Here is a 4,004-nt window from a genome sequence, read left to right on the forward strand (position 1 = left end):
TGACTACCACCCATATGAATCAACCAAAGACGAAGGCGCCCTGAAAGAATACGGATTGAGGGATTTTACGTCTTTCAGGGAAAAATGGCATATGCAGCTTAAAGATAACCTGTGTACCTTTGACGCCTCACTGATTGAGCGTGCCAGTGTAAGCGGTAACAGACCCTGGGTCTTATTGCTGTGTCACCGTCTCCCCCTGGCGCAATCGTCTGCGGGAGACGTTGGCCTGCGGATGCGTTCCTTCAGAGATGCCGGTTTTAACGTGGCCATCCACACAGAGGAGGTTGATCCTGTCCAGGAACACCGTTGGTTGACCAGAGCGGGTATCAAGGTCTTTTACAACGACGTGGATTTTTACGAGTTCACAAGGGACAATGTCTTGCACTTTGATGCAATCTGGCTTGAGGACCGCAGCATGGCCCTCCACAGGTCAACCATAATCCGCAGGCTCTCAGGCAGCGTCCTGCTCATATACAATGCCTCTGCCATAACGTCCGATGAGGACCTCAGCGGGGCCTTCTTCGCAGAGACAGATTCCTCTAACCTCCAGCGAATACAAATAGCCCGGGACCGACTCATAGCCGCAATGACTGACGTTGCCTGCACTTGCCGCGATGCCTACGGAAAGTACCTGCTGGCCCTGAATCAAGACCTCGTGGTAAGACTCACCCCTCTTACCGTGGATGCCTCACTCGCTATGGAGGTACACACCCTGATAAAAACTGCTTCCGGCAGGCTAAAAATCAGTGGAGAATCGGTCGGCGGTTTTACCAAAATCCTCGAACTGGAAAACGCCATTAAGGATATAGCCCTCGTGGGACTCCAGGATATCGTTGACAGATGTGGGCAACGTCCGCTATACATCTGGGGGGCTGGCGCCGGAGGCATACAGACCCGGCGTATGCTTGCAGCAATGGGGGCCTCAGCCGTGGCATTCCTCGATAAATCCCTGCAAAAACAGGCATCCACCGTTGACGGCTTGCCCGTGTACGACCCCGGTGTTGTTCTAAAGACGCTCACGCATCAGCAACGTCCATATGTGGTAATAGGCTCTATATACGGCAACGCCATCTCTGCCGACCTCGTTGAGATGGGATACGAAAGCGAAAAGGACTTTGTCGTAAACTTCCTCATATAAACGGCTCCGGTGTGCGTCAAGGATGAGGCGCTTATGGGGCGAAGTGGGTGGGGTGGGGCAGGTGCCAGTGAAAAGGCTTAGTTTTGAGAGGTCAACTGTTTTATTTTAGTCCACAGTTCGTTTATCTTGGTGTCGCTTTTTTTCAGTTTTTCCGACAGCACTGCCGCCAGGTTCTTGTATAGTTTGAGGCACAACTGCGGCTCAGACACCCTCAGTATGACCTCGCTGATGGCAATCATGGCACAGTCGGTTTCGGCAATTACGGTGGCAAACCGTGGCGAATTATCCATGATGGCCATCTCACCAAAACACTCTCCGGCCTTGAGTTCGGCCAGAAAGGTTGCCTCCTTGCTTTCGGGAAACACCTTTGTGACCTTTACCTTACCTGAGATGATCACGTAGAGTTTTGTTCCCAGCGTGCCTTCCTTGAAGATAATGTCGCCCTTTTTGTATGCCTTTTTGCTGCTGATGTTGAATATCTTCAGGAGCTCCTCAAAGGTGAAGTCCGAAAAAAACGTGTACTTCTGCTTCAGGGACTCAATGAGCTTGGTCTTGTCATAGCCGTGGACAGCGACAACGTCCTGCGTGCGCTCCATCTCCATCTGATTGAGGTAGACCTCCAGGGCATCGGCAAAATCGTTGACAGACTGATACCTCACCTGCTTGTCCTTCTCCAACGCCTTGAGGATAAATCGGCTGATGTACTCGCTGACCTGCGGGTTTACGATGTGCGGTGGTATGGGGTTAACCGTGAGTATCTTGTCCATCATGGCGGGTATGGACTCGGCAATAAAGGGTTTTTTACCGGTCACAAACTCATAGGCAAGGGAGCCCAGGGAAAATACGTCCGTCTGTCTGTCCATCTCCCCGCCGTTGATCTGCTCGGGCGACATGTAGGATGGCGTACCTATCAGGCCCTCCGAGGCATTGCCTGCCTGGGTGGCAAACATGGCAATACCAAAGTCCATTATTTTGATCTGGAGATCGCTCAGAAGCATAATGTTGGCGGGCTTTATGTCCCTGTGGATGACACCACGTTGGTGGGCATGGTGCAGGGTACGAGCAGTCAGGACGAGTATTCTGATCTTATCCAGGGGATGCAGCTCACGGTTTTCAATAATGACGTCCTTGAGCGTAACTCCCTCGACGTACTCAAGGACGAGGTAGTGTATGCCCTTTTCTTCACCCACGTCGTAGATCAAGGCAATGTTTGGATGTGCCAGTCTCCCTGCTATCCGGGCCTCGTGGTAGAAGCGTTCGATGGCGTCGTTTGCCTTACCCCTGACCCCTATCTTGATTGTCTTTATGGCAACGATGCGGTCTATGATGGTATCGTGTCCCTTGTACACCATACCCATAGCACCCTCGCCCAGTACACCCAGTATCTCGTACCTGCCTATCCTTGTCCCTACCATGAGGTTATATTATAATGAAACACGACGAAAAATTAAAGTATTATTCTCTGAGGGGCAAACTTAAAAACAGATAAACAGAAGAGCATAAGTAGCTATAACGTAGTTCACCCCCCTAAGAAAAGAACGAAGGAGGGCGGCTCTGCTTTCTGGCGCCTTAAGTCAGAGTCCGAGGTAGGCTTTTTGTACGAGTGGGTTATCCGTCAGTTGGTTGGCCGGGCCCGACAGAGCAATCGTGCCATTTTCGATGACGTATCCCCTGTGAGCAATCTCAAGTGCGGCACGGGCGTTTTGCTCAACCAGGATGACGGTCATTCCTTGTGCGTTTATGTCCCTTATCACCTCAAATATGTCGCGCACCAGCAACGGCGACAAACCCATGGATGGCTCATCCAGGAGCATTATCTCTCCCCCTGCCATCAGGGCGCGCCCTACGGCAAGCATCTGCTGCTGCCCCCCGGACAACGTGACGCCCAACTGCTGAAGCCTCTGGCGCAGGACCGGAAAACGCTTTAGAACCACTTCAAGGTCATCCCTGATACCCTGCTTGTCCCTGCGCTGCCACGTGGCAAGCATCAGGTTTTCCTCCACGGTGAGGTTGCCAAAAATCCCACGTCCTTCCGGCACGTGCGTGATCCCCATAGCCGCAATCCTGTCGGCGGCAACACCCTTGAGCGTCGCCCCCTTGTAGCGGATATCACCAACGTATGCCACAACCCCTGAGACCGCCCGCAGTAACGACGTCTTACCAGCACCGTTTGCTCCAACCAGCGTCACGATCTCTCCACGGAAAACCTCAAAGGATACTCCCCGCACTGCAGCTATGTTGCCATACATAACACCAACCTCTCGCACCGAAAGCAACGGCTCCTCGGAAAACGTCATCCCTTGTTCAATGGCCATGAGTATAGTTTAAGTCAGGCTTTGTCAGACTCATGTCTTAAGGGGAGAACTACTCATCGGCAAATTCTCTCTCATGACTAACTCAAAAGTCTTCTTCATAAACAGGGTATTGTTCAGGGGCCTCTCCATGTGTTTCCAGCAGCCTGGGATATTCCAATAGTTTGTTGTACTCCTCCTGATGGCCTTCCATAATTATATTAAAGCACCATTTCTCTCCAAGGTCATACACGTAGTCTATAACCGTTCCTTTTTTTAGCTCAAGCTCTCCAACACTAACCTGGTTAGCATACGGCCCTTCATCCATGTCATAATGACAGGCATTTGTTAAAACCCCTCTCCTGTCCCTATAGGTGAATACATAAAGGTGATCGTAAGCAAAATCAAAGGCGTCCAGGATAGCGCCACTAAGCGTATCGAGTGTCATCTCACCTGTGAGCGCAATACGCCTCCAACAAGCCTGAGATGTAACCATACCAAACTCTTGCAACACAACCTTGAATGTATATAAACCACCTGTGAATTTAGGCGTTGCAACGGCAAGGTCATTTACC

The 4,004-nt window shown here is 51.3% G+C and carries 3 protein-coding genes and 1 pseudogene; 1 reads left to right on the forward strand and 3 read right to left on the reverse strand.

Going from position 1 to position 4,004, the window contains the following annotated elements; genetic code table 11:
* Nucleotides 1–1,138: pseudogene (locus HWQ67_RS13840) on the forward strand (hypothetical protein); the annotation flags it as partial.
* A gap of 77 nt (nucleotides 1,139–1,215) precedes the next feature.
* Here HWQ67_RS13840 and HWQ67_RS13845 read toward each other — a convergent pair.
* From HWQ67_RS13845 to HWQ67_RS13855, 3 genes are all read right to left on the reverse strand, one after another.
* Entirely contained in the window at nucleotides 1,216–2,553 is a 1,338-nt protein-coding gene (locus tag HWQ67_RS13845) for a serine/threonine-protein kinase (protein ID WP_218253280.1), read from the reverse strand.
* A 159-nt stretch (nucleotides 2,554–2,712) separates the two neighbouring features.
* Nucleotides 2,713–3,414 carry an ABC transporter ATP-binding protein gene (locus HWQ67_RS13850; RefSeq protein ID WP_425340729.1) on the reverse strand — a complete coding sequence of 234 codons (702 nt, stop codon included), beginning with the start codon at nucleotides 3,412–3,414 and terminating at the stop codon, nucleotides 2,713–2,715.
* Between the two features lie 121 nt (nucleotides 3,415–3,535).
* On the reverse strand, nucleotides 3,536–4,004 hold a 469-nt coding region (locus tag HWQ67_RS13855), incomplete at its 5' end, for a plasmid pRiA4b ORF-3 family protein (RefSeq protein ID WP_218253282.1).

The sequence above is a fragment of the Candidatus Magnetobacterium casense genome, assembly GCF_019173545.1.
Taxonomy (GTDB): Bacteria; Nitrospirota; Thermodesulfovibrionia; order Thermodesulfovibrionales; family Magnetobacteriaceae; genus Magnetobacterium; species Magnetobacterium cryptolimnobacter.

Bases quoted from the DNA above. Each gene is read 5' to 3' on its own strand.
- HWQ67_RS13845 (WP_218253280.1), bottom strand. From the start codon at position 2,553: ATGGTAGGGACAAGGATAGGCAGGTACGAGATACTGGGTGTACTGGGC.